The sequence below is a fragment of the Lutibacter sp. A64 genome (assembly GCF_022429565.1).
Classification (GTDB): domain Bacteria; phylum Bacteroidota; class Bacteroidia; order Flavobacteriales; family Flavobacteriaceae; genus Lutibacter.
On record NZ_CP092487.1, the window covers coordinates 1226489 to 1248067 of the forward strand.

At 29.3% G+C, this 21579-nt stretch carries 13 protein-coding genes, 1 other RNA gene and 1 riboswitch; of the genes, 8 read left to right on the plus strand and 6 right to left on the minus strand.

Annotation, left to right across the window (positions count from 1 at the left end; all coding sequences use genetic code 11):
• The first annotated feature begins 42 nt into the window (after window positions 1-42).
• Window positions 43-4524: a T9SS type B sorting domain-containing protein gene (locus MKD41_RS05080; RefSeq protein ID WP_240244357.1), complete on the plus strand. Its 4482-nt coding sequence runs from the start codon at window positions 43-45 to the stop codon at window positions 4522-4524.
• A gap of 70 nt (window positions 4525-4594) precedes the next feature.
• On the plus strand, window positions 4595-7426 hold the full coding sequence (locus MKD41_RS05085; RefSeq protein WP_240244358.1) for a T9SS type B sorting domain-containing protein: 2832 nt from the start codon (window positions 4595-4597) through the stop codon (window positions 7424-7426).
• A gap of 14 nt (window positions 7427-7440) precedes the next feature.
• Here the strand turns inward: MKD41_RS05085 and nrdD are convergent, their stop codons facing one another.
• A complete protein-coding gene (gene nrdD / locus MKD41_RS05090; protein ID WP_240244359.1) occupies window positions 7441-9315 on the minus strand; it encodes an anaerobic ribonucleoside-triphosphate reductase in 1875 nt (624 codons plus the stop codon).
• A 6-nt stretch (window positions 9316-9321) separates the two neighbouring features.
• Window positions 9322-9768 (minus strand): anaerobic ribonucleoside-triphosphate reductase activating protein, encoded by a 447-nt coding sequence (nrdG, locus tag MKD41_RS05095; RefSeq protein ID WP_371824286.1) that lies wholly within the window; start codon window positions 9766-9768, stop codon window positions 9322-9324.
• A 125-nt stretch (window positions 9769-9893) separates the two neighbouring features.
• Window positions 9894-10089: riboswitch (cobalamin riboswitch) on the minus strand.
• 119 nt (window positions 10090-10208) lie between these two features.
• Between nrdG and uvrB the strand changes: the two genes are divergently transcribed.
• Complete coding sequence (uvrB, locus tag MKD41_RS05100; protein ID WP_240244361.1) at window positions 10209-12197, plus strand: excinuclease ABC subunit UvrB; 1989 nt, start codon at window positions 10209-10211, stop codon at window positions 12195-12197.
• A 121-nt stretch (window positions 12198-12318) separates the two neighbouring features.
• Here the strand turns inward: uvrB and fsa are convergent, their stop codons facing one another.
• The 3 genes from fsa to ffs form a co-directional block, all read right to left on the minus strand.
• Window positions 12319-12972 carry a fructose-6-phosphate aldolase gene (fsa, locus tag MKD41_RS05105; RefSeq protein WP_240244362.1) on the minus strand — a complete coding sequence of 218 codons (654 nt, stop codon included), beginning with the start codon at window positions 12970-12972 and terminating at the stop codon, window positions 12319-12321.
• A gap of 323 nt (window positions 12973-13295) precedes the next feature.
• Window positions 13296-14105, minus strand: a complete 810-nt coding sequence (locus MKD41_RS05110; RefSeq protein WP_240244363.1) for an SDR family oxidoreductase — start codon at window positions 14103-14105, stop codon at window positions 13296-13298.
• A 126-nt stretch (window positions 14106-14231) separates the two neighbouring features.
• Window positions 14232-14330: signal recognition particle sRNA small type (ffs, locus tag MKD41_RS05115), an RNA gene on the minus strand.
• Between the two features lie 179 nt (window positions 14331-14509).
• On the opposite strand from ffs, the gene MKD41_RS05120 reads away from it, so the two are divergent.
• The 5 genes from MKD41_RS05120 to MKD41_RS05140 all read left to right on the plus strand — a co-directional run bounded on the left by MKD41_RS05120 (window position 14510) and on the right by MKD41_RS05140 (window position 20730).
• Window positions 14510-15037, plus strand: a complete 528-nt coding sequence (locus MKD41_RS05120; RefSeq protein ID WP_240244364.1) for a DUF4199 domain-containing protein — start codon at window positions 14510-14512, stop codon at window positions 15035-15037.
• Window positions 15038-15050: 13 nt separating this feature from the next.
• Entirely contained in the window at window positions 15051-15998 is a 948-nt protein-coding gene (locus MKD41_RS05125; protein WP_240244365.1) for a glycosyltransferase family 2 protein, read from the plus strand.
• 73 nt (window positions 15999-16071) lie between these two features.
• Window positions 16072-17787: a phospho-sugar mutase gene (locus MKD41_RS05130; RefSeq protein ID WP_240244366.1), complete on the plus strand. Its 1716-nt coding sequence runs from the start codon at window positions 16072-16074 to the stop codon at window positions 17785-17787.
• On the plus strand, window positions 17787-19613 hold the full coding sequence (locus MKD41_RS05135; RefSeq protein WP_240244367.1) for an ABC transporter ATP-binding protein: 1827 nt from the start codon (window positions 17787-17789) through the stop codon (window positions 19611-19613). Before MKD41_RS05130 ends, MKD41_RS05135 begins: the two co-directional genes overlap by 1 nt.
• A gap of 112 nt (window positions 19614-19725) precedes the next feature.
• On the plus strand, window positions 19726-20730 hold the full coding sequence (locus MKD41_RS05140) for a sugar kinase (RefSeq protein ID WP_240244368.1): 1005 nt from the start codon (window positions 19726-19728) through the stop codon (window positions 20728-20730).
• 68 nt (window positions 20731-20798) lie between these two features.
• Here MKD41_RS05140 and MKD41_RS05145 read toward each other — a convergent pair whose 3' ends face one another.
• On the minus strand, window positions 20799-21551 hold the full coding sequence (locus MKD41_RS05145) for an acyl-[acyl-carrier-protein] thioesterase (protein WP_240244369.1): 753 nt from the start codon (window positions 21549-21551) through the stop codon (window positions 20799-20801).
• Window positions 21552-21579: the final 28 nt, after the last annotated feature.

The following is a 21579-nucleotide window of genomic DNA, read 5'->3' on the forward strand; positions in this document are numbered from 1 at the left end:
ACTATTTACTTATTATATTTGATTTAAATATAAAGATCATTTGTGATTAAGCAACCCAGTTATTATTTAATTATTTTTACACTAATTTATATTCTTTTTGGACAAACAAGTTTTGCTCAATTAAGTAAAACGCATTATATACCACCTCTAACTAATGCCGAAGTAGGAAACGCAAATCCCGAAAGTCAATATATTTATATTTCAACACCTAGTGAAAGTGACATACCTTATACCATTATTCCAGTAGGTTCTTCAAATAAGATAACAGGAGTTGTTTCAAAATCAAATCCTATAAGTTTTGATATAGGAACTAGCTACACACAACTTTTTGTGCAATCTAGTCAAACAAGCAAAGTCATCAACAATAAAGGTTATATTGTTGAAGCTTCAGGTGTAATTTATGTTTCGGTTAGAATGCTAGCTGGTAGTGGTTCCCAAGCTGGAGCTTTGGTTAGCAAGGGACTTTCAGCCCTAGGAAAAGAATTTAGAGTTAGTAGTTATACCAATCAAAATCCTCAAACTAATTATTTAAATTTTATTTCCGTTATGGCTACAGAAGATAATACTAAAGTTAATTTTAGTAATCTTCCGGCAGGAATTGTAATAAAAAATTATTCGGGTGCAACTCCTGTAAAAGCCAACCTAAATAAAGGTGAAAGCTATACAATTGCTACAAATAGCTATGATAGCGTTTCAAATAGAGATGGTTTAATCGGTGCTCTTGTTACTTCAGATAAAGATATTGTTGTTAATTGTGGTTCTACAAACGGTAGTTTTTCAAATGGAACCGGAAGAGATTATGGTATAGATCAAATTGTTGGAGCTGAAAAAATTGGTACAGAATACATATTTGTTAAAGGTGACGGTGAAAATGAGTGGGAAAATGTACTAATTGTTGCTAATTATAATAATACTGAAATTTATATTAACGGAAGTACATCTGTAGAAGCTACCTTAAATGCAGGAGATTATTACTTAATTGAAGGTGATAAATACAGCACTAATGGTAATATGTACGTAAAAACTTCAGAAGATGTTTTTGCATATCAAGGAGTTGGCGCAACAACTTCTGAAGCTAACCAAGGAATGTTTTTTGTACCACCTTTAAGTTGCGAAACTAGAGGAAATGTTGATAATATTGCCTCCATAGATAAAATTGGTACAACTACTTTTACCGGTGGTGTAACTATTGTATCAAAAAAAGGAGCTACTGTAACAATCAATAAATCACCAATTACAAATTTTTCAAGTCCAAGTAATGTTGAAGGAAATACGAACTATGTTACCTATAAAGTTACTGGACTTAATGGAAATGTTTCTGTAGAAAGTGATGATGAATTATATTGTGCTTATTTTAATTACAACGGTGCGGCAACTTCTGGTAGTTTTTATTCTGGTTTTCCTACCGCGCCTGAAATAAATTTTAATACAAGTTTTCAAACATTAGGTAATTGTATTGGTAATATTACTTTAGAAGCTCTAAATACACAAAACTTCGATTCTTTAGAGTGGTTCTTTAATAATGGAACCGGTTTTGTTAGCAAAGGAAATAGTACTGTTTTAACTCCGCTTGATCCAGGAATCTACAAATTAATAGGTTACATAAGTTGTACAAATTTAACCTTCGAATCCTTTGAAGTACCCATTAGCTTTTGTCCTGCTGATACTGATAAAGATGGTATTATTGACAATATTGATATTGATAATGATAACGATGGAATTTTAAATTCCATAGAATCTAAAGGAGATGCCAAAATAAACGTAACAAATATAAACTCACCAACAATTACACTTAATAGCGGTTCTAAAATAGACATTAATGTAAGTGGAAATTTAGAAATTACAGATAGTAAAAATGCAACAAGTAGTTTTACTGGAAATGCAAATGGCGAATTTAAAAGTGAAATTTCAGCTACTATAAACACAATTAATAATTATACAATTAGTTTTTTAGACTCCATCAATTTTAAATTTAGTGAAAATACTTCCATTTCTCATACTATAATTGATGATGAAACTTTTATTGCTAAAATTACTCCTACCAATAAAACAATAACACTTATTGATCCAGATAATAGACTTCTTATTGACACAAATTTTGATGAAATTTACGAAACAGGTATAACTCAAATAACTGGTTCTGAAATTCGTTTTAAAATAAATCCAGCGCCTAAGGGAACTACTCCTTTCAAATTCTTGGCAAATAAAGTTACTGGTTTTTCATTTATTCATCAATCAAAAAATATTGATGAACCTTCAATATTTAATGGCATAATTGCTCTTACCGATTATGCTAATGATAACGATAATGATGGAATTGAAGATGCTCTAGATCTAGATAGTGATAATGATGGAATTCCTGATATTATTGAAAACCAAGGTAAAATAATTACTTTATCTACAGTAGATACCGACAAAAATGGTTTGTATGATGTATTCGATATTAATGCCATTCCAATTGATTCTGATAATGATGACATTTACGACTTTTACGATTTAGATAGCGATAATGATGGTATTTATGATCTATTTGAATCTGGAAGCCTCTTAAAAGACACAAATTTAGATGGAAAAATCGATAATGTAAACGCAACAATTGGCTCTAATGGTTGGGATAATAATGCAGAAAAAACTCCAGATAGCGGAGAAATCGGTTATACTCTTAACGATTTAGATTCTGATACTATTTTTAGTTATATAGATTTTGATAGTGACGGTGACAATTGTAATGATAGTATTGAAGCTGGTTTTTCTGATGAATATAATGATAATTATTTAGGAAATTCAACCGTTACTGTAAATAATAAAGGCGTAGTAACTAATGCAAACAATGGATATACACTACCAAATAGTGACTACAATACATTTGCTGAAATTAGTATAATAGATCAACCTAAAAATATACATTCTTGCATATTTACTAATTCAATTTTTACAATAAACACAAACCAAATAGATTTATATCAATGGCAAGTAAGTACAGATAATGGCACTACTTGGCAAAACATTACTGATAACGAAAATTATAATGGAAGCAACTCTAATACATTAACTATTAAAAATACTCCTAATAGTTTCAACAACTATAGTTTTAGAGTTTATATGGAAAAGTTAGGGAATTCTTGTGGTTTATATTCTAATGAAGCTACATTAACAGTTTATTTACTCCCCGATATTAAAAATTCTGTTGAATTAACGCAATGCGATGATGATAATGATGGTTTTAGCTTTTTCAATTTAAATGAAGCCAAAAAATTAATCTCTGAAAATTATAATAATGAAAATTTTGAATTTTACTCAGATAAAGAACATTTAAGCCTCATAAAAAATCCTATTGCATATAAAAATCCATCGGTAATAAACAGTAAAGTTTATGTAAAAATTTCAAACGCTAATAATTGCGAAAGCTATTCAGAAATAACATTAAAAGTAAGCGTAACACAAATTCCTTCGGATTTTGAAATTTTACACTTTTATAGTTGCGAAGAATATCCTGCAAACAATCAAGATGGTAAAACGCAATTTAATTTTAGTACGCTACAACAAAAAGTATTAGATAGCAACCCTCTATTTTCTTTACAAGAAATCCAAATTTCATTTTTCGAAAATCTAGATGATGCTTTATCCGAAACTAATAGCATTCCTGATATTTCAAATTATAGAAACACCACTCCTTGGCAACAACAAATATATGCTAGAGTTGATAGCGGTGAATCGAATGCCTGCTTAGGATTAAACCACGTAGCAACGTTACATACAGAAAAACTACCACATTTTGAAGTGAATACTTCACAAATATTATGCTTAACAACACCTCAAAAACCCTTAATATTAACTCCAGATGTTGAATTTTTAAATTCTGATTTATATGAATACTCCTGGCATAATTCTAATGGAAATTTGATTTCTTCTACTTTTGAATGTAAAATTGATACTACCGGACATTATTATATAACACTTACTAATAAAGAAGGTTTATTTTGTTCAACAACAAAAGAAATTGAAGTAAAATATTCAAAATCAGCAAACCTTACTAGTTTAGATATTGAAATAATTGATGATTCCGATAGTAATAGCATTGCAATAAATACTGAAAATTTAGGCATTGGAGACTATGAATTTTCACTTGACAATACGCAATCTTACAATGATGAGGCTTATTTTGAAGATGTAACAGCGGGAATTCATACAATTTATGTAAATGATAAAAATGGTTGTGCTGTTCAGTCAATAGATGTTTCAGTTATTGGATTTCCAAAATTTTTCACTCCAAATAATGATGGTGTTAATGATACTTGGAAAATTCTTGGTGCAAATAACGATTTTTATCCAACTTCAAACATTTACATTTTTGATAGATTTGGTAAAATTATCACTTCATTAAAACCTAACGAAAATGGATGGGATGGCACATTAAATGGTAAACCTTTGCCTTCTACAGATTATTGGTTTTCTGTACAACTTACAGATAAATATGGAAATACACGCATAAAAAATGGTCATTTTAGTTTAATAAGAAAATAATAGATTTATTACTAATACATGAATTTTAAAATTACTTGTCATATATTTAGCGCAAAATTTTAATTTTAAAATGAAAAAACAATTACTTATTATTTTTTTATTGTTAAACTTAACTTGTTTTTCGCAAGGTGAAGCCAATATTTGGTATTTTGGAGAACATGCAGGAATTGATTTTAATTCTGGAACTCCAGTTACAATAGATGGCGGACAAATAAATACGCGTGAAGGATGCTCTTCTTTTTCTGATACAAATGGAAATTTATTGTTTTATTCTGACGGTAAAACTGTTTGGAATAAAAACCACACTCCTATGCCAAACGGTTTAAATTTAAAAGGAAATGCTTCTAGCACACAATCAGCTATGATTATTCCAAAACCAAGTTCAACAAATATCTATTATTTATTTACGGTTGGAGCTTCAATTGATAATGGTGAAAATGGATTTTATTATTACACTATAGATATGAATCAAAATAGTGGTTTAGGAGATATCATTAACGGTCCTGTTGATTTAAATGAAGGAAAAGCTGAAAATTGGTCTGAAAAAGTAGCAGCAATAAATGGTAAAGAATGTGAAACTTTTTGGGTAGTTTCTTATGTTCAAAATGAGTTTAAAGCGTACAAAGTTAGTGCTACTGGTGTTGCAAATACCCCAATAACATCAAACTCAAGTTATTTTTCTGATGATCCAAGAGGATATCTAAAAATTTCTCCTGATGGCAAAAAAATAGCTATTGCTCATTTAGGAGAAAAACGTTTTATTTTATATGATTTTAATAATGAAACCGGAAGTGTTACCAACCCACAAACTTTAAATTTAACAGCACCAAATGATTTTCCATACGGAGCTGAATTTTCTGGAAACGGAGAAAAATTATATGTTACAGGTTCTAACAATTACTTTAATCAAGTTTATGCTGAATATAACAACCCAAACAACCATACTTCTTCTCTTTACCAATTCGATATTACAAAAAACACAACTGTTGAAATTAATAGCTCTAAAGTAATTCTAGATACTGGAAATCAATTTAGAAGTGCATTACAACTTGGTCCAGACCAAAAAATATATAGAACAATGTCTTCTACCTATGATAATGGTAGTTCTTATTTAAGCGTTATTGAAAGTCCTGAAAATGATGGTAATGCTAGTAATTACATCCCCAATGCAATAAGTTTAGGTACAAATAAATCTACACAAGGTTTACCTCCATTTATTGCTTCAATATTTTCTACTATAGAAATTACAAACAATGAAACCCAAGAAATAATTACCAACCAAACTATAAAATTGTGTACCGGTAATGATTATATTTTTAATACAGAAAGCTTAGATGGAAACCCTATTTATAATTGGAAATTTAATGATACGATAATTCCAGGAACTCAAAATCTAAAAAATTTATCACTAACAAATGTTACAAAATCAGATGAAGGATTGTATAATCTTGAAATAAATTTAGTGGATAAATGTGGAAAAGCTATACTATATAAAGGTGAATTTGAAGTTGAAGTTTATGACCCACCAACAGCACCTTCGAAAATTATTTATGACCAATGTGATATAGATACTAATAGTTTAGACGGAATTACACTATTTAATTTAAACTCTAAACTATCAGAAATCACCAATAATAATACTGATTTAGAAGTTCAATTTTTTGCTTCAGAAAACGATTTTAAAAATAACAATCCAATTTTAAATCCTTCAGCATATAATTCAACTACAAATGAAAACCTAATTTTAAAAATAACAAATAAAAATACAAATTGTTTTACACTTGGCGAGATGGAATTAAATGTTTATGAAACTCCTACTTTAGAAAATTATACCGATGTCTATCTTTGTGAAAATGATTTAGGAATTGGTACTGAAACTAGTATTGGTAGTGGCGTTGCGTCTTTTAATTTTGAAGAAAAAAGAACTGCCATAAATAATTTATATATTGATTATGAATTTGAAACAACCGTAGAGTTTTATAATAATACAAACGACCTTCAACTACAAATCAATCAATTATCAGGAATAGAAGATTATCCGGATAGCGAAATTTTTGTAAGAATTTCTAATAAAGAAAACAACAATTGTATTTCAGCAGGGAAATTTAACATTATCATTAATAAAATACCTTTACCAAATAGTGTAATTGAAGATGTTATTTTATGCATAGGAACTATTGAAGACTCTCCAAAAACGTACAGCGTTGAACTCAATGTAGATACCTATGTAAACGGAGATAACTATCAATGGTATTTTAATAATTCACCAATAACTAATGCTACAAACCCTATTTATTTTGCTGAAAAAGAAGGTTTATATGAAGTGAAAGTTTTTAGAGATTATAAAAATAATAGCTGTGGAGGTTTTAGTTTATTTAATGTAAAAGAGTCTAATATTCCTGTTTTATATACTAAAGACATAACTATTTTAGATGATTCTGACAATAACACTATTACTATAGATACAACTAATTTAGGTATTGGAACTTATGAGTTTGCTCTAAATAGCTATAATGGAGATTATCAAGATGAGCCTTATTTTGATAATGTTTCTGCTGGAATACATACAATATATACTAGAGATATAAATGGCTGTGGATTTACCTCTATCGAGGTTTCAGTAATTGGATTTCCTAGATTCTTTACCCCAAATGGTGATGGTTATAACGATACTTGGAAAGTTTTGGGTGCAAACAACGACTTCTATCCAACTTCTAACATTTATATTTTTGATAGATTTGGAAAAATAATTACCTCGTTAAATCCCAACGGAAATGGTTGGGATGGAACATTAAACGGTCAATATTTACCTTCTACAGATTATTGGTTTTCTGTAGAATTAACAGATAAAGACGGCAATACAAGAATAAAAAATGGTCATTTTAGCCTCATTAGAAAATAAACTACACATTTACACTAATGTTTAGTTGTTATAAATTCATCTTTTTTATTTTGTTTAAACATTTTTAATTTTTCTATTCTTGAATTTTGCAATTTTAAATTACTATTGGTTGTGTTTTCAGTATGATAAAATCTTAACTCATGTTCTTGTTGTCTTGCAGAACTAAAATTAGAAACACGTTTTAAATACCCAATTACTCTGGTACCATAATCAATATTTTTAGAACCACATTTACTGCATTTTTGAAGCGTTTTTTTATCAATAGTTTCACAATCGTTACAAATAGTAATTTTTATGTTAAAACAAAAATAATTACATCCTGCCAAAGCTGTTGCATTAATTAATTTTAAAAATCCTTCTTTATTTGGTGCTTCTTCTAAATTTAAATGAAGCGCAGAACCACCATCTAAATATTTAATTATTTCTTTTCCGTGAAGTATAATTTTATCCAAGGTATTTATTGAAGTATCTTCAACAGAATAAAAATAAGAATTGTAACAATCACGAGGTACAAACAAACCATCTTCTTTGTCCCATTTTGCATTTTTAACACCTAAATTTTCAGCTGGTACAAATTCGGTATTAAACATAAAACCATAAGTTTTCTTTGCTTCTTTATTAGCGTCATAAATTATTTTAAGATGTTTTGAAACAAATTCTTTATATGCCATACTGTTTGAAACTTTTATTCCTTGACTTTCAGCTGCCTCAACCATTCCGTTGATACCAATGGTTAAAAATTGCTTATCTAAAGAAATAAATCCAGCATCATAAACAGGAAGCATTCCTGCATTTTTATATTCTTCAATTAGACTTCTATAAGCTACCTGGTATTTCTGAATTTTAGTAATTTCAGTTTTAAGATTATTCCCTTTTTGAATTAAACGACTCATATTTAAAGTAATAACATTTATAGAACCTGTTGAAACACCACCTGCACCAAGTGAATAACTAAAAGTATTATTGCTAATTTCATTTCTTAATCTACAGCAAGATGCTAAACTATCGGCACTTTTAGATTGGTAAATAAAAAACGAATTTCCTTCACTTAATTCTGTTGCACACATTTCAGCAAATTCAGAATCAACAGGTTTTCCATCTTTTACCAACATTGCAGCTGTAACAACTGGAAAAGTTAATACCGCCTTTTCTCTTTCGGTATTAAACCATTTCATAAAAAATTGCTGTAATTTTTTTAAACTCTCCCATTGTGGTTTACTCATATCAGGAAACACAAATTCGCCAAATAAACTATCAAAATATTTTTCATCGTATAGAGAAACATTCCAAAAAACAGACTGATAGCCTCTTGCTGCCGCAGGTTGATTAATAGCATAAACAGCATGTTGTAAATGATTTGAAACTGTTTTGGTGTTTGTAGTTAAATAATCATTTCCAAAGTCTTTTCTAGCAAAATAATCGAAATACAATAAAAACTCAACTGTTGCTAACGCACCAGCAAATTGAGAACTGACAGCAAAAACAAGATTGACAAATTCACCACAATAACTCTCTAAATGTTGCGGAGCTTTACTTTCTCCTCCCAATTTTGTCAATCCATCAAACAAAAAAGGATACATACTTATAGAAGTACAATAAGGTTTTAGTGAAGTTTCATCGTGCACATATATTTCGTGCGATTCTATTTGTCGAATATATTCGTTAGATAAATCCCTACCAAAAAGCTGTTCTATTTTATTTTTCACCAATTGCCTATTTATCTGAATATTAATATCTTTATTTAATTCAGCTTCCATAGTGGCAATATTTTTTGAAGATACATTTGCATTTGCATCCATTTTAGAACCATCAGCTGCATTATTAGCATTGATATAATTACTAATAAAGTTAATTTTTTTAGTTACTTGTTGCTCGGTTAATCTTATCATAACTTATTATTTTTGAAATAAATGATTTAATAATTTATTTGATTGTACTTCTTTAAATTTCTGATTGGTTGTTGGTGCATCTAAACCACCTAATTCTTGAATCCACTTACCTGTTTTTATAAAGCTTAAGTGTTTTAGTATATTTTCATCTACTTGTTCTTTTCCAGTATAAAGACAGGTTTTATAGCCTTCATTCTTGGCATAATTAAGGTAATTAATCAATGTATTTTTATGCCATTCTCCTCCCATAAACAATACACAACTGGCTAACCCTTTATAATTTTTAAGCGTATTCTTAAAAACTGTTTCTGTAAGCTGCTTCCCATTGCTATCTTTCCATAATATAGGAGAATGACAGCCTTTACAAAACAAATTACAGCCGCAAATACTAAAGCAAATACTAATTTCTCCAGGTACTTCTTGTAATACTATTTGAATGCTCGAATAATTCACTATTATCAAGTTATATCCGTAATAATAAAAAATTAATCATTTACAGATTGGTTAATAAATTGCCAAAAGCTAAGATTATTCAAAAAAAGAATATTCTATGCCATTCACTTTTCTCCCGAAAGCTTGACATTAAACTGAGATTGGTAGGTCTTCTGACTTGTTCTAGTTTTACGTCTTCCCATTTTAGTTAAAACAGTGACAAAGAGTGTAAAACCCTAATTGAACTTACAGCTGCGGGAACAGTTCAGGTATTTCACCTGATTCCCTTTTAATCAAATACACCGTTGAGGCATAACAGAACCAAATTCTAGGTTAAAATTAATCAAGAAATATGTTGAAAAACTAATTTTTAAAATATGTTATTAAGATAATTATTAACAATAAAAAAATCCAAATAAAACGAACTACGAAAACCATAAAAATTAGCTTATTTTTGTGCTATGCAATTAAAATTAGAATCAAAATTTAAACCAACTGGAGATCAGCCTGAAGCTATAAAACAACTTGTTGCAGGTGTAGAATCTGGTGAAAAATTTCAAACATTGTTAGGTGTTACAGGTTCTGGAAAGACATTTACTGTAGCCAATTTAATAGAAAAAGTTCAAAAACCTACATTGGTTTTGGCTCATAATAAAACCTTAGCAGCTCAGTTATATTCAGAATTTAAGCAGTTTTTCCCTAACAACTCCGTTGAATATTTTGTTTCTTATTACGATTATTACCAACCTGAAGCCTTTTTACCTACAACAGGTACTTATATAGAAAAAGATTTATCTATAAACGAAGATATTGAAAAACTTAGAATTAGTGCCTCCTCTGCCCTACTTTCTGGAAGACGTGATGTAATAATTATTGCCTCAGTTTCGTGTATTTACGGTATTGGAAATCCTGTAGAATTCAAAAAAAATATTATTACAATTAAAGTCGACCAAGAAATACCACGTACTAAATTTTTACAATTATTAGTTACTAGTTTATATTCTAGAACTGAAACCGAAATTAGCAGTGGAACTTTTAAAGTGAAAGGAGATACGATAACTGTATATCCTTCTTATGGAGAACATGCCTATAGAATTCACTTTTTTGGTGATGAAATTGAAGAAATTGAAAGTTTTGATATGTCCAGTAATTCGGTAGTTGAAAAATTTGAACAGCTTACAATTTATCCTGCCAACTTATTTGTTACTTCTCCAGATGTGTTACAAAATGCAATTCACGCTATACAAGAAGATTTAATGAAACAGTACGATTATTTTAATGAAATTGGGAAGCCTTTGGAAGCAAAACGCTTAAAAGAACGTACAGAATTTGACCTAGAAATGATTCGTGAATTGGGTTATTGTAGTGGAATTGAGAATTATTCTCGTTATTTAGATGGAAGAGATCCAGGAACAAGACCGTTCTGTTTATTAGATTATTTTCCTAACGATTATTTGATGGTTATTGATGAAAGTCACGTTACAGTTCCGCAAGTACATGCAATGTATGGTGGCGATAGATCTAGAAAAGTAAATCTTGTAGAATATGGATTTAGATTACCAGCAGCAATGGACAACAGACCTTTAAAATTTGATGAATTTGAAGCAATTCAAAATCAAGTTATTTTTGTTAGTGCCACACCTGCAGATTATGAATTACAAAAAACAGAAGGAGTTTTTGTAGAACAAATTATTAGACCTACTGGTTTACTAGATCCCGAAATTGAAATACGTCCAAGTATCAATCAAATAGACGATTTAATAGAAGAAATTCAAATTAGAGTTGAAAAAGATGAGCGAACTTTGGTAACCACTTTAACCAAACGTATGGCTGAAGAATTAGCAAAATACTTAACTAGAATTCAGGTGCGTTGCCGTTATATCCATTCAGATGTTGATACGCTAGAACGTGTAGAAATTATGCAAGATTTACGAAAAGGATTGTTCGATGTATTAATTGGTGTAAACCTTTTACGTGAAGGATTGGATTTACCAGAAGTTTCTTTAGTTGCAATTTTAGATGCAGACAAAGAAGGTTTTTTACGATCGCACCGTTCTTTAACACAAACCATTGGTAGAGCTGCCCGTAATGTTGAAGGAAAAGCAATTATGTATGCTGACAAAATTACCAAAAGTATGCAACAAACTATTGACGAAACCGCTAGACGACGCGAAAAACAAATTAATTACAATACAAAACACAATATAACGCCTACACAAATTAAAAAAAGTATTGAAAATACTTTAGCAAAAAACACAAATTCTTCTTACCATTATGATAATGCTACTTCTATGGCCGCCGAAGAAGAATTGAATTATTTATCTAAAACAGAAATTGAAAAACGCATTCGAGAAAAACGCAAACAAATGGAAACTGCCGCAAAAGCATTGGATTTTATTGTTGCTGCTCAATTGCGTGATGAAATTAAAGTTTTAAAAGAAAAAATATAGAAGAAAAAAACAATAACACTCGTTAAAAACGTGCACTAGTTGGTTAAAGTATAGAACAAAAAACCTAACAGATTTTTAAAACCTGTTAGGTTTATATAGTGTTATTTAATTCTTAATTATATTAGTTTCCTTTTTGATAATCAGCTAAAAATTGCGCCAATCCACTATCTGTTAAAGGGTGTTTTAATAAACCTTTTATTGCACTTAAAGGTCCTGTCATTACATCAGATCCTAATTTTGCACAATCTATAATATGCATTGTATGACGAACAGATGCAGCTAAAATTTGAGTTCCAAAATCATAATTATCATAAATATGTCTTATTTCAGAAATCAAATTCAATCCATCTGTAGAAATATCGTCTAAACGACCAATAAATGGAGAAACATAAGTTGCACCAGCTTTTGCAGCCAATAAAGCTTGACCAGCAGAAAAAACTAAGGTTACATTTGTTTTAATTCCTTTATCTGAAAAATATTTACATGCTTTTACTCCATCAGCTATCATAGGTAACTTTACTACAATTTGAGGGTGTAAAGCAGCCAAAGCCTCACCTTCTTTAACCATCCCAGCAAAATCAGTAGCAATTACTTCTGCACTAACATCGCCATCAACAATATTACAAATAGCCACATAATGCTTTAAAATGTTATCTGCTCCAGTAATTCCTTCTTTTGCCATTAATGATGGGTTTGTTGTAACTCCATCTAAAACTCCTAAAGCTTGTGCTTCTTTAATTTGCTCTAAGTTTGCTGTATCTATAAAAAATTTCATTATAATTTATTTAAATTTAGATTACAAATATAGTTTATAATGTGGAAATGTATAAAACTGTTATAGTTAATTATAGTAAAAATCTAATTTTGAAGCTTTTCTACACAAATAGAAGTAAAAACATACTACTTACCATTATGCTTTTTAAACTAAAAGTTTAATATAAATCTGTTCGAATGGTTTTTCAAAAAGAAACTGAGAAAAATTGTATATAAAACCTTTATCTATAGTTAAAACCACTATTCAAGATACTAATTTTAAACAAAAAAACATAAAATTTAATCGAATTGACGTAATTTCATCAAAATACACAAAGCTTACTTTCAATTTTTTAAGTTATAATGATTCATTAACATTTTCTCGTACATCTTATCTGGTAGTATTCTTTTTAATACAATAGAAAACTTTTGTAGAAAATCTCCAACTTTATAATGTATTCTAGGTTTTGGAGTTTTTATAATTTTATAAATTGCTGTAGCCATTTCTAAAGGATCACCACCGCTATCTACATGCGCATCCATTAAATCTAAATTTTCTTTATACGATTTTTTATAAGGTGAATTTTCAAAAACAGGTGTATGGTACCTTCCAGAGGCAATGTTTGTAGCAAAATCACCTGGAGCCACATTAGTTACTTGTATTCCAAAAGTTTTAACTTCCATTCTAATAGCTTCAGTAACAATTTCTAAAGCACCTTTAGTTGCAGAATAAATGCCTCTATATGGTAAGCCCATATAACCAGCAATAGACGTAACATTTATAATTAAACCTCTTTTTTGTGTTCTCATTTGTGGTAAAACCGCTTTCATTACATCAATTGCTCCAAACAAATTTGTATTAAATACCTTGCGCATTTCATCTGTAGGTGTTTCTTCAATAGGACCGGTAATTCCCATACCAGCATTATTAATTAACACATCTAACTTACCTTCTTTTGTTATAACTTCAGTTACTGCAGTTGTAATAGTTTCAACATTTGTAACATCTAAAGCCACCAATTTAAATGGATGATCCGTTATTTTTTGGGGATTTCTACTTGTTCCATAAACAATAAATCCTTTTTCTGATAAAATTTCTCCAACAGATTTTCCGATTCCTGAAGAACCTCCAGTAATTAAAACAACTTTATTCATTAAATAATTAAAAATTGAAAGATTAAAAAATTACTTTAAACAAAGTTCAAAAGTACATTATTTATAAGCTAATTGAAAGTTAGTAAGAAATTAAAAGGATAATGAGTAGGAAAAAAAGAGAATAAAAAAAGGCAAGCTACCTACATCACACCGCTACGACCTAATACCTTTGCTGCGTTCCCGCCCTGGAGGATTCAAAGGGAGCTGGTTGTGTAGGACTTGCCCGGGGCAAAAATACAATCATTTTTTAGTTTAAACAACGATTTTTTTCATAATTTTATGTAACATTTTTAAATTTCTGATTACTAATTAATTATTAAAAACAAAAACTAATATTAATTAAAACAAGTTATACTAAAAGTGTATTTAGTATATTTGTTTCTCTAAAACTTAACAAATCAATTATGGAAAACCAAAAATCAACATCATCAACACAAGTTATGCTAAACTACGGACTAATATTAGGTGTAGTTTCAGTAATTCTATCAGTTGCAATTTATGCTATGGGTAAAATTTACGACCAAGGATTTGGAGTAATGGTTGCAAGCTTTGTAATAATGGCAGTAGTAATTTTTATGGGATTAAAAAACTATAAAAATGGAAATAACAATATTTTAAGTCTAAGTGATGCATTAAAAATTGGATTAGGAATTACATTAATAGGAGCAATTATATCTGTAATTTACAATCAAATTTTCATCAATTTTATTGAACCAGACTTTATAGAAAATATGATGAAAGTTGGTCAAGAAAAAATGCTAGAACAAAATCCAAATATGACAGATGAACAACTAGAAGTTGCCATTGGAATGCAAGAAAAAATGTCTAGTCCTTTAATTGGAGCTGCAATGGGAATTATTGGTAGTTTATTCTTTGGTTTTATAATTTCACTTATTGAAGGTTTAATTCTAAAAAGAACTGTAGAAGATTAAAAATAAAAAATAAATGAATATATCAGTAGTTATTCCACTACTTAATGAAGAAGAATCTTTAAATGAATTACACGATTGGATTGTAAAAGTTATGCAATCCAATCGCTATTCTTATGAGATTCTTTTTATTGATGATGGTAGTACAGATACTTCTTGGGAAGTAATCGAAAATCTTTCAAAAAAAAACACAGCTGTAAAAGGCATACGTTTTCAAAAAAATTATGGAAAATCTCAAGCTTTAAATGCGGGTTTTAAAGAAGTAATAGGCGATGTTGTAATTACAATGGATGCCGATTTACAAGACAGTCCAGATGAAATTCCAGAATTGTACAATCTTATTACTAAAGATGGTTTCGACTTAATTTCGGGCTGGAAAAAGAAACGCTACGATTCTAAAATAAGAAAAAATATTCCTTCAAAATTATTTAATGCCGCTGCCAGAAAAACTTCAGGCTTAAAATTACACGATTTTAATTGCGGATTAAAAGCTTATAAAAAAGAGGTTATTAAAAATATAGATGTTAATGGTGAAATGCACCGTTACATTCCAGTACTTGCAAAAAACGCTGGATATACTAAAATTGATGAAAAAGTTGTTGCCCACCAAGCACGTAAATATGGTGTAACTAAATTTGGCATAGAACGTTTTATTAATGGTTTTTTAGATTTAATTACTATTTGGTTTTTATCTACTTTTGGCAAAAGACCTATGCATTTGTTCGGATTTTTAGGCACTATCATGTTTATAATAGGTTGTACATTTGCTTTTTATTTAGGAATTGACAAACTATTTCTCAATCCAACTGGCAGATTAATTACCGAAAGACCACAATTTTATATTGCATTAGTAACTATGATAATTGGAACACAATTATTTTTAGCTGGTTTTATTGGTGAACTAATGCTTCGCACAAAAACCGATACAAAAAGGTATTTAATCTCAACCAAAATCAATATATAACGTTTTAGTAAAAAGCACTATTTATTTACAACTAATAACAGTATTTTTGTATTAAAATTTGACAATAATTATTATGACTACAATCTTAGAAAAAGCCTCTCTTTGGCTAACAGACACTTTTGATGATGAAACTAAAAACGAAATTCAACTTTTAATTGATAACAATCAAGATCAATTAGCTGATAGGTTTTATAAAGATATGGAATTTGGTACTGGTGGTATGCGTGGTATAATGGGCGCAGGTACCAACCGAATTAACAAATATACTTTAGGTAAAGCTACACAAGGTTTATCTAACTATTTAATTGAAACACTACCAAATAAACAACTTAAAGTTGTTATTGCTTTTGACTGCCGTCATAACAGTCAAAAATTTGCTAAAATTGTTGCAGATGTATTTTCTGCAAACGGAATAAAAGTATTTTTATTTGAAGCCTTAAGACCAACTCCAGAACTCTCATTTGCTGTTCGTCATTTAGATTGTGATGCAGGAATTGTATTAACCGCATCTCATAATCCACCTGAATACAACGGATATAAAGTTTATTGGTCAGACGGAGGTCAAATAGTACCACCACACGATTATAAAATAATTGAAAAAGTAAATAGTTTAGATTTTTCTGAAATAAAATTCGATGCAAAAGAAGATTTAATTGAAGTTATTGGCGAAAAAGTAGACAATGCTTTTATTGATGCTTCAGTAAAAAATGGAACCTTTAATACTGCAGGTAAAGATGATTTAAAAATTGTATTTACTTCATTACACGGAACCTCTATTACAGCTGTTCCAAATGCTTTTGAAAAAGCTGGATATACAGATGTACATATTGTTGAAGAACAACGCGAACCAAATGGAGATTTTCCTACAGTAGTTTCTCCAAATCCAGAAGAGCCTGAAGCTTTAAAAATGGCTACAGAATTAGCAAATAAAATTAATGCTGATATTGTTATTGGTACAGATCCAGATTGTGATAGATTAGGTATTGCTGTTAGAGATTTAGATGGTAATATGAAATTATTAAACGGTAACCAAACTATGTGTTTAATGACCGATTTCTTAATTAAAAAATGGAAAGAAGCCGGTAAATTAAATGGAAAACAATTTGTAGGTTCTACTATAGTTTCAACTAATTTGGTTGCTGAAATAGCCGAAAAATATGACGTAAAATCTAAAGTTAGCTTAACAGGTTTTAAATGGATTGCCAAAATGATTCGTGATGCAGAAGGTACTCTTGATTTTATTGGAGGTGGTGAAGAAAGTTTTGGTTATATGATAGGAGATTTTGTACGTGATAAAGATGCTGTTTCTTCTACACTATTAGCTTGTGAAATTGCTGCAAATGCAAAAGCTAATGGAAGCTCTATATACAAAGAATTATTACAAATTTATGTAGATAATAATTTCTATAAAGAACACTTAATTGCTTTGGTTAGAAAAGGAATGGATGGTGCACAACAAATTGCACAAATGATGGTTGATTTACGCGAAAACCCTGTAACTGAAATTGATGGTTCTAAAGTAAAATATTTATACGACTATGAAGCTTCTACCAAAACAAACCTAATTACTAATACTGTTGAAGCAATTGAAATTCCAAAATCTAATGTATTAATTTATGAAACTGTTGAAGGAACTAAAATTGCGGCAAGACCAAGTGGAACAGAACCTAAAATTAAATTCTATTTTAGTGTAAAAGCACCACTAGAAAGTATTGAAAATGCTAAAAAAGTTGAAGCTGAATTAGATGCAAAAATTCAACGTATAATTACTGAAATGAAACTATCTTAATGAATTATTTCAAAAAGATATTAAAATACGCAAAACCATACCTTAAATATGCATACTTAAATATTGTTTTCAATATTTTGTATGCATTATTTAATGTACTTTCTGTCTTAGGATTTATTCCTGTACTCGGTATTTTATTTGGAAAAGAAGAAAAAACCTATACAAAACCTGTATATACTGGTATTGCTAGCATATACGATTTTGTTTCTAGTTCTTTAAATTATAAAGTCACCGAATTAATGGAAAATGGTGGAATTGATAAAGCGTTACTTTTTATCTGTATTTTATCTTTCAGTTTATTTTTCTTTAAAAATCTATTCAGATATTTAGCTTCTTTTGTTTTAGCCTTTTTAAGAAATGGTGTAGTTAAAGATTTACGAGATAGCTTGTATCATAAAATTATTGGATTACCACTCTCCTACTTTTCAGAAAAGAAAAAAGGAGATATTATTGCTCGTATGACCTCTGATGTTCAAGAAGTTGAAAATTCTTTTTTAACTTCATTAGAAACCATTGTACGTGAACCTTTAACCATTATTTTAACATTAATTTCAATGTTTGCAATTAGTGCAAAATTAACATTATTTGTTTTTATTTTATTACCAGTTTCTGGATTTATAATTTCAGCAATTAGTAAAAAGTTAAAAGCAAAATCTTTGCTTGCACAACAAGAAACAGGTACGTTTTTATCTTTTATGGAAGAAACTTTAACTGGTTTACGTGTTATAAAAGGTTTTAATGCTGAAACTAAAATTGAACATAAATTTAATAATTCTACAACAAAATTTAGAGATTTAATGACCAGCGTTATTCAACGTAAAACATTAGCTTCTCCAATGAGTGAATTTTTAGGATCAGCAACTATAATTGCAATTTTATGGTTTGGTGGGAAATTGGTTTTAGGCGATAATAGCGATATGCAACCTCAAGAATTCTTTGGTTATATCGGTCTGTTTTATTTAGTATTAAACCCTGCAAAAGCTATTTCAACAGCTTTTTATAGCATTCAAAAAGGAAATGCATCCGCAGAACGTATTATTGATATTTTAGAAACTAAAAATACCATTGTAGACAAACCTAACGCACAAATTAAAAATAACTTTAATACAGAAATTTCATTCGAAAATATTTCTTTTAAATACTTAGATGAATATGTTTTAAAAGATTTTTCTGTAAAAATTAAAAAAGGGCAAACTGTTGCATTGGTAGGACAATCTGGAAGTGGAAAATCTACCTTAGCAAATTTAATAACACGTTTCTACGATGTAAATAAAGGTGCTATAAAAATTGACGGTGTTGATATTAGAGATCTTTCTCAAAAATCATTAAGAGATTTAATGGGAATTGTAACTCAAGAATCTATTTTATTTAACGATACTGTTAAAAATAATATTAGCTTAGGTGTTGAAAACGCTACTTTACAAGAAGTAGAAGACGCGGCAAACATTGCAAATGCACACGAGTTTATTAAAGATTTACCATTGCAATACGAAACCAATATTGGTGATAGTGGAAATACTCTTTCTGGTGGACAAAAACAACGTTTAAGCATAGCACGTGCAGTACTTAAAAATCCACCAATAATGGTTTTAGATGAAGCCACTTCTGCACTTGATACCGAAAGTGAACAATTGGTACAAAAAGCATTGGACAAAATGATGGAAAATAGAACATCATTAGTAATTGCACATCGTTTATCTACAATTCAAAAAGCAGATTTAATTTTAGTGCTTAAAAAAGGAAAAATTGTAGAACAAGGCAAACACGATGAATTATTAGTCCAAAAAGGTGAGTATTTTAAGTTGGTTACTATGCAAACACTTTAGTTTTATATTTTTAGTTTCCAAAATTTAACAAATCTTGTTATTCAGTTTGTATTTTAATATTTGTTAGGCTAATTTTAGTTCAATTTGTAACTTTACATAAACAACTAAAATTATGAGTCAAATTATAACATTTGGAGAGGTTTTAATGCGTTTATCTCCAATTGGAAACAAAAAATTTATTCAAGCCGATTTTTTAGAATTTTATTTTGGTGGAACCGAGGTAAATGTTGGTATTTCAATTGCAATTTTTGGAGGTGATGTAAAACATATTACTTGCATTTCAGAAGATTTTGTAGGTGAAACTGCCATTTCTTATTTACGAAAATTTGGAGTGGACACCTCTGCTATTGTTAGATCTAAGCGTCCGTTAGGTGTTTACTTTTTAGAGGTTGGTGCAGTTATGCGACCTAGCACAATTTCTTACAATCGTTCGCATTCTTCCTTCTCAGAAATTCAACCGAATATGGTTAACTGGGAAACATCTTTAGAAGGTGGTAAATGGTTTCATTGGACAGGCATAACTCCTGCCCTTTGCAAAGGTGGTTACGAAACTTTAAAAGATGGTTTAATTTTAGCAAAAAAGAAAGGTTTAACTATTTCTGCAGACCCAACGTACAGAAAAGGTTTATGGAATTATGGTGTAAATGCCAAAGATGCTTTATCAGATTTATTAAGTTATTCAACAATATTTATTGGTGGTATTAATGAAATTAATGAAGTATTAGGTACTAATTTTGGATATTCTAATGAAGATTTTATTGAAGCAAGTAAACAATTAATGCTTAAATTTCCTTCTATTGAAAAAGTATTTGATAAAATTAGAACCGCTGTAAACTCTTCTTGGAATAAAATTAGAGCTAGAATGTGGAATGGTAAAGAGTTTAGAGAAACCAAAGATTTAGATATTACACATATTATTGATAGAATTGGAACTGGAGATGCTTTTGCTGCTGGATTAATTTATGGTTTACAACATTATGACGATATTAAATCTATGGAATTTGCAAGTGCAGCAAGTGCGCTAAAACACACCTATGAAGGTGATGTAAACTTTTCGTCTGTAGATGAAGTATTAGGTATTTTAGATGGAAATATTACTGGAAGATTTAATAGATAAGATTAAAATTAATTAATACTAATTAAAAAAAGTAGCGTTTAAAACGCTACTTTTTTTTATAATAAATTTTATTGAGTAAGCATTCTTGCCGTAAAAACTACTTTAGAATCTTTTAACCTATTGCCTTTAAAAAACAATTCATGATTAATATTTGATTCTGGGTTGTTTATATTACTATGAATCTCTATTTTATCATCTAAAAAAGTTTCTGCAGAAAAATTAATTTCATACTCTTTAACCTTAAATAATTTATGATAAGTAAACGGTATTGAATCAAGTACCCACTGTGTATATTTTACATTATTTACATGATTATTCATGTCTAAGTCACTATTTCTAACTTCAAATGTTTTTGTAGCCCCTATTTCTTTAGGAAGGTTAATTTTTTCTGCTAAAAAATCTAATGAATAATCTTTTCTAGGTTTAAATAAACTTTCAGTATTTTCTATTTTTTTAGGCCTTCTGGTTTTACTATCTAAAATCATCCAACTTGTTGAACATGCTCCTATTTTTTCATTATTTAAAAATATTTCATATTCACGAATTGCATAAAAATCAATAACTGGTTTTGTCCAAGTTTTAATAGTTATGGTATCATCTAAGCTTGGCCAAGTATCTATTTGTAATTTTTGTCTGGTTAGCACCCAAAAAAAACCTTTTTCCATCGAACTTTCGTAACCAAAACCTAGTTTTAATGCATGTTCACTAGCAATATCTTGCAGTATTTGCAACAAACCAAATAAGCCTAATTTTTTATTTGTATTTATATTTATACTATTTATTTTATAAGTTTCATCAAAAACAGATTCCAAGTCTTTCATTTATTTTATTAGTTTGTATTTTTATTTG